Below are 7,553 nucleotides of genomic sequence, written 5' to 3'. Positions count from 1 at the left end.
AAGAAACATGTTAATAAATTGCATTGGCGCGATATGACAATGCGTGAAAAAGAAAAATCTATACAACTTATAGAAGATTTAGATTTACAACATATTATCATTTCCATGCCACGAAATTACCTAAATTTGAAACCTGAAAGAGCAAGAAGAAAATGCATGGAAACTTTACTACAAACATTGGAATCCCAATATAAGGTAAATTTACTAATTCTTGAGTCAAGAGAAAAACACCAAAATGCGAAAGATCTTGTATTGCAAAAATATTTGATAAAAAATAAAACGATACAGAAATTACAAATTGAATTTAAGAACGGAAAAGATGACGCAAGATTATGGATACCAGATCAAATTCTTGGATTTTATGGGGAGCAATTAAATAAATGTGAAGATCCTATATCGGTAAATCTCATCCAAAAATTCAAAAATGTTCACGTAAAAAATATCTACCATGCTTAAAAGTATGTGACAATATTGTCACATACTGATACAATGAATTTATTGCCTATCTCTTCGGAGGATATGGAAGTTGGAGCCGGAATTGCCTGAGTATCTTGGGCGCCGGCTCCTGCGATATTTATGGCTATAACCCTTGCTTTAATATTCGTGGTTAATATAAAAAATTCAATAACTCAACCAGTTTGCTACTTACAGTATTTCGTAATTTTAATAAATGGAATAAAATCGTAACAGTTTTATGATTATAGTGTTTTAGTGACTATATGTAGCAGGGGAGTACCATGACTGATTATGCCAGCGCTAAGTCTTACAATCTCAATGATGAGATTAATAACGAAAATCTCACAGTAGATGATGTTATAAGTCATATTGTTAAAGTTTCAGTAGACCAGCATCAAAAGGGCACATCTTGGGAACTTGCTGTTCGATACTTCTTGCAAACAAGTCCAGAGTGGAAAAGTAGATTTACAAATGTTTGGATGTGGAACGATTCTCCAACCAATCCAGGAAGCAAAGACATTGGCATAGATCTTGTGGCTCAAGATACGGATGGAGAGTATTGGGCAATTCAAGCAAAATGCTACAAAGAAAAGCTAAGCAATGAAAATTTAAGTACGTTCTTTGCTAACGCTTTAGCAGATAAACAATACAATCACTATATTATTGCAGATACTGCTCCTGGAATTACTAGCGAACTTAGAAAATATATTAATAAAAGTGTTGCTGATGGAATTGATATAGTTCATATTGATAAGGAGACTATAAGCTGTTCAAATATTGACTGGCGTGCTTATCTCAATGGAAAACCTTCGCATGCTAGAAAAGTAAATGAGCCTCGCGATTATCAACGTGAAGCTATTGATGCTATTAGTGCAGAGTTAAAAAATCATGATCGTGCGCTTGCTGTAATGGCTTGTGGTACTGGTAAAACCTTGACTTCTTTGCGTTTTGCAGAAGAATTTTGTGGTTTTGGAACAGTGCTGTTTTTAGCACCATCTATTAGTTTGGTAAGTCAAACAATGAAGTCTTGGGTAAACCAAGTTCGTGAAAAAATCAATGTGTATGTTGTTTGCTCAGATGGCGGAGCATCGAATATCGATAGAGAAGATAATTATGGTCAAATCAGCGATATTCCGTCTCCAGCCACTACTAATGCTTATACTTTAGTTCATCGTTTTAAGCCCAAGCCTGATGCTCTTAATGTGGTGTTTAGTACGTATCAGTCGATTCAAGTTTTACATGACGCTCAAGAGCAAGGCTTACCTGATTTTGATTTAGTTATATGTGATGAAGCTCATCGTACAACTGGCTTGGTTGGTGAAGATGAAGGCTACTTCCAAAAAGTTCATGATAACGATTTTTTGCGATGCTCAAAACGATTGTATATGACTGCAACTCCTCGAATTTATGATACTAGCGCTAAACGTGCAGCTAGTCTTGAAGGTGCTGTGACTATTGCCAGCATGGATGATGAAAAAACATATGGACGCATGTGTTACCACCTTGGTTTTGGTAAGGCTGTTGAAAAAGGTATTCTTACTGATTACAAGATTGTTGTTATGCAAATAAGTCAAGATGCCTTGCCTAAGAGTATGCAGCAACATTTGGCTACAGGCCCGTCAATTGAAGTTGATGATCAGGCTAAATTTGTTGGCATTTGGAAAGCCCTTTTTGATCGTCGTCATGCAAATGAGCTGAAAAATATTGGCAAACATGCTATTCAGAGTTCCGATGATGCTAAACGCGTTTTACATCATGCTATAGCTTTTGCCTCCAGCATCAAGGCTTCGAAGCAGCTTAGTAATGAATTCCAGAGAGTTATTAGAGCTTATACTAAAGCTCTTGGCGAAGAGGATGCTGCTGAACGTGATGCTCTTTTGGATGCTTCTGGAAACACTAAATTTGAAGTGGATCATGTTGATGGAAGTATGGATTCTTCTACTCGCGAGAAAAAGCTTAAAGCTTTAGCTGCAGAAGATGGTTCTTGTCATATTCTTTCTAATGCGCGTTGCTTGGCGGAAGGAATTAATGTTCCTGCTTTAGACGCGATTATTTACTTGAGCTCACGTAAGAGCAGAGTTGAGATTATTCAAAGCGTTGGCAGAGTAATGCGTAAAGCAGATGGTAAAGAATTTGGTTATATTATTTTGCCTATTTTTGTTGCTAGTGGGGTAGACCCTAGCGAGGCTTTAGCAAGTAGTGATGCTTATAAGATTGTGTGGAGAGTTGTTAATGCTCTTCGAGGCCATGATGAGCGTTTGGAAGCCAAGATTAATGCTGCTGCATTAGGAGACACCGATGCGCTTAATCATATTGTTGAAGTCGATGTTCTTGGCGAAGAGAGTGTACGCAATAAACTTGATGCGCTAAATGTTGCTAAAGCTAATAAAAATGGTAACTCGCATCTTATTGGCTCAGATGCACAAGGTGATGATTTATGCCATGCTTGTTATGGAGATGATGGTTCTATTAACGCTACTCAAGGCGTTTTTGAAATTGATTCTTTACGTGATTTGAGTCGCTCAATTAATGCTCAAATTGTGCGCAAATGTGGAACTAAGGTGTATTGGAATGAGTGGACTCAGGATGTTGCCCAAGTTACTACTGCTCGCGCGCAAGCGATTGATGAAATGTTGGAATCTGGTGCCGCTGTTGAAGAATTTAACAGGTTCTTACAAGGTTTGCGCAATAGCCTTAATTCTAATTATTCAAGAGAGCAAGCTGTAAGTGTTTTAGCTCAGCATGAGATTACGCGCCCGATTTTTGAAAGCTTGTTTAATAATCCGAGTGTTATTGAGAATAATCCTATTGTTAAGGGTATGAATCGCGCTTTAGAAAGCCTGTATCTTGCTGGTTTGCCAAGGGATTTAGGTGATTCTAAACTGCAAGATTTGTATGCTTCTGTTAAGATGCAAGCTTCTCAAGTTGTTAAGGATTCGGCTCGTCAGAATCTTGTTAAAGAAATTTATAACGACTTTTTCTCTGTTGCGTTTAATGAGATGGCTAATGAGCTTGGCATTGTGTATACGCCTGTTGAAGTGGTTGATGCTCAGCTTCACATGGTTAATCGTGCTCTTAAGCGCGAGTTTGGCTTAAGCCTTGGAAACCGTGATGTGCACGTGTTGGATGGTTTTGCTGGTACTGGCACGTATATTTGTCGTCTTATTGAAGATGAGTCGCTTATTCCTTTAGATAATTTAACGTACAAATATGAGCATGATTTGCATTCTAATGAGATTGTTCCTTTGGCTTCTATGATTATGGATGTAAATATTGAGCAGTCGTATCACGCGCGTGTTGGTGGAGAGTATAAGTCGTTTGCTGGTGCGCTTCTTGCGGATACTTTCCAAATGTATGAACCGGATGATCCGATTGATACTACTACTTTTTCGGAGAATACTGAGCGCGTTGAACATCAATTACATTTGCCTATTCGTGTTATTGTGGGTAATCCGCCTTACCGTTCTGGGGATAAAGATAATACTGGTAATCAAAATACTAAGTATGAGCATTTAGATAAACGCATTGAAGAAACGTATGTGAAACTTAGTAATGCATCTCTAAATGGTAAGTTGTATGACCATTATATTCGTGCCTTCCGTTGGGCGAGTGATCGTATTGAAGATAATGGTGTTATATGCTTTGTTTCTAATGGTGGTTGGCTTACTAGTGCTAGTGGCGCTGGAATGCGAAAAGCTATAAGCAAAGAATTCAATTCGATTTATGTATATAACTTACGTGGTAATCAAAGAACTCAAGGTGAAGAATCTCGTAAGGAAGGCGGAAAAATCTTTGCTTCAGGTTCTAGAGCAACTATTGCTATAACAATGCTTGTTAAGAATACTAATTCTGCAGAGCATGGCGTTATTCATTATTGCGATATTGGTGATTATTTAACTAGAGAAGACAAATTTACAATTCTTAAAGATGCTGTTAAAGAAGATCCGCAGTGGCAGATTCTTAATGAAGATGAGCATGGTGATTGGCTAAATAAGCGTGATAGCAGTTTTGATGGCTTCATTCCTATGGGATTGGTTAATAAGCCTGACAAAATGCCAGATGGATTATTTAAGATGTATTCTCTTGGAGTTGCAACCAATCGCGATGCTTGGGTTTGGAATATGTCTTTATTGAAGTTGCAAGATAACGTAAGAACTTTAATTGATAATACTAATAATGCAATGAAAGAATTGCAAAATAACAGTAATCAACTTCCGCAAGATACTACAAAATATAGTTGGTCAAGAAGAGTACAGGATTATGCTAAAAAAGGTACATATATTCCGTACGTTCCAGAACATTGCGTGCAAGGAATGTATAGACCTTTTACTAAGTCTTGGTTGTATTTCGATTCGTTCATGAACGAAATGACATGTCAGCAACCGCGCATTTTCCCGATTGTCGAAGACAATCGGGTGAAAGGACATGTCAGCAACCGCAATATATCCTCATATGCTAATAATGAAAATGCGCGCGAAATGACATGTCAGCAACACTCTTCCTCTTGTGCTGAAAATATGGTGATTTGTGTTCCAGGTAAAAGTAATAGTGGATTCAACTGTTTTATTTCAAACACAATAGTTGACTTGAATTCGTTAAGTGCTGGAGCACAATGCTTCCCACTTTATTGGTACGAAAAGGTGTGCCAAGATCAAGATCTTTTCAGCACAAATGTTGAAGAAAATAAATCTGGCTACGTGCGTCACGATGCAATTACAGACGAAGGTTTAGCAGTATTCCAAGCAGCATATTCTGGTCTAACTATTACTAAAGAAGACATTTTCTACTATGTTTACGGAGTTTTACACAGCTCGGATTATCGCAGTCGCTTTGCTAATAATTTGCAAAAAGACTTGCCTCGAATTCCATTAGCTCAAAACTTCTTAGCTTTCAAAAAAGCTGGTGAAAAACTCGCTAAATTGCACTTAAACTATGAAAAAGTTAAGCCATGGGATGATATTCGCGAAGTAGGAGACAGTGAAAATCCTGGCGAAACAATCAGAATGAAGTATCCTCGAAAAATCGTTAATCCAGAAACTGGCAAAAAAGAGGACGATTTAACGGTATTGCAAGTATCTCAAAATCTTGTGCTTGAAAATATTCCTTTGCAAGCATACAGGTATGTTGTAAACGGTAAAAGTGCAATCAAATGGCTTATTGAGCGATATCAAGTAGCTGTAGATAAGAAGACTGGGATTGTGCGAAATCCAAACGAAGCTTACGATAATCCGCGCTATATTGTTGATTTGGTTAAAAAGGTAGTTCGCGTTAGCGTAGAAACAATGAACATTATTGACGGTTTGCCAAAAATTAACGAAATCACTAATAAGCCAGATTGCTGGCCAGATGCGTGGAATTAGTTGTAGAATTATTTGGCTATAAACGCACTTGTTGAGTATGTATGATGATTATAGTGTTGGATTATTTGTATAGAAGCGAATGATCCAACACTCTTCATTAATAAGTTACAAAATTTACACTTAAATCTTTAGTTTTTATTAAACTTGTGGACAGTTCTGTTAGCATGCAGCAGATATATTCGAAAAGAGGGAAGTTTTGGTAAAAAATCATTTTATGCGAAGTGTTATGAAAATATCTGGCAAGTATTCTTTTTGTGCTGACTCGCGTTTTATTACAGATTATGTTGATGTTTCAAGGTCCCGTACTTTTAAGAATTGCATAGTGACCACCGAATGTAACGGTGAAGAGAAACATGTAATTGTAAAAACTAGTTATGGAAATATAATTTTTGAAACAAAAAGTGTATTAACAGAAGCTAACAATGTATTAATGCCATTAGTAGGTCATAAACTAGAATATTTTTCTTACAAGCCCAAAACGTCTTCTAATAGCAGTTCTAATTTACTTCAATTTAGTTTAAAGGTTGAAATGAATACTGTGAGCATTCCATGTGAAGATATAATTCCAAGAATTGTTTTGGATACAGAAACTACTGGTTTAGATCCTGAAGCTGATGAAATATTGCAGTTGGCTATAATTGATGGGAATGGCAATGTCTTATGGAATAAGCTATATAAACCCGAATATGTTACTCATTGGCCTAAAGCTGAAGCAATAAATCATATAAATCCTTTTGATGTTAGAAAATGTGAATGTATTACTAAAGATGTGGAAGCTATACAAAATATCATTAATAGAGCTAGAGAAATATGTGTATTCAACGCTAAGTTTGATTTGGCTTTTCTTGCTGAAATTGGTATACGCCTTAACAGGAACAAAGTTACTGATACTATGCGTGAATATGCTGAAACTTTCTATGGTTCAAAAAAAATTGCATTAGAATGTGCTGCCAAAGAGTGTAAATATTCTTATAACGCGCATGATGCGTTAGAGGATTGCAAAGCTACATTACACGTTCAAAATAAAGTTGATAAAAAACGTAAGCGCAATGTATTGATAGGCGAAAAAATTGATTCAGAAAAATGTTTAACAGGATATATGCCAGTTAAGGTTCATAGGATGCCACCTAGTGGTTGTAAGAAAACTGATGATTGGAATTCTGAACCTCATGTTCATGAGCGTTTGCTTAGCGATAATAATAAATCTGATGAATTGAATTCCAAATCTTATGGTCGCTTTGTATTATCTTTATTGCTTGCTATTTTCTGTCTTGTCTTTATGGTCAATTCGTGCAATGGTTATCATAATAAAGATTATGATTCAAACACTATATCAATTACTAGTAATATTTCGTGAGTTGTTTTTGCGTTTACACGGTTTTGTGTGCATGTAATTTTGTGATTGTGCAGAGTAATAGATATTCATTCTATTTATAATGCTCCATGAGTTTAGAATAAAGTTACGATATCATATTAATGAAGAGCGTTAATGTAATAGCTGATTTAAATATAATTTAATTTATAGGGGTAGTGGTTAGTAATGGGCTTAATGATAATGAACGGTCTTCAAATGTTTCCAAGTATTTATCCAGCGAAGAATGTGGAGCAGATGCGTCAGGAGTCAATGAAAATGTCGCAAGAGCGTTTGCAGCGTCAAATGCGAGCAAGGATTCTTCAGTCTCTGATTTATCAGAAGGAGCAGGAAAAGATTTTGAATGCAAGCCCTCATTCTAAGTC

The 7,553-nt window shown here is 36.4% G+C and carries 3 protein-coding genes; all 3 read left to right on the top strand.

The window, feature by feature from the left end:
• On the top strand, positions 1-456 hold a 456-nt coding region (locus tag Q0X59_RS05925), incomplete at its 5' end, for a hypothetical protein (RefSeq protein WP_297643861.1).
• 281 nt (positions 457-737) lie between these two features.
• Positions 738-5,816: a type ISP restriction/modification enzyme gene (locus Q0X59_RS05920; RefSeq protein WP_297643859.1), complete on the top strand. Its 5,079-nt coding sequence runs from the start codon at positions 738-740 to the stop codon at positions 5,814-5,816.
• A 196-nt stretch (positions 5,817-6,012) separates the two neighbouring features.
• Entirely contained in the window at positions 6,013-7,173 is a 1,161-nt protein-coding gene (locus Q0X59_RS05915) for a 3'-5' exonuclease (protein WP_297643857.1), read from the top strand.
• The last annotated feature ends 380 nt before the right edge of the window (positions 7,174-7,553 follow it).

Origin of the sequence: uncultured Gardnerella sp. (assembly GCF_947280595.1) — a bacterium.
In the GTDB taxonomy this organism is placed as follows: Bacteria; Actinomycetota; Actinomycetes; order Actinomycetales; family Bifidobacteriaceae; genus Bifidobacterium; species Bifidobacterium vaginale_A.
This window is presented reverse-complemented; position numbering and strand designations above follow the sequence as displayed.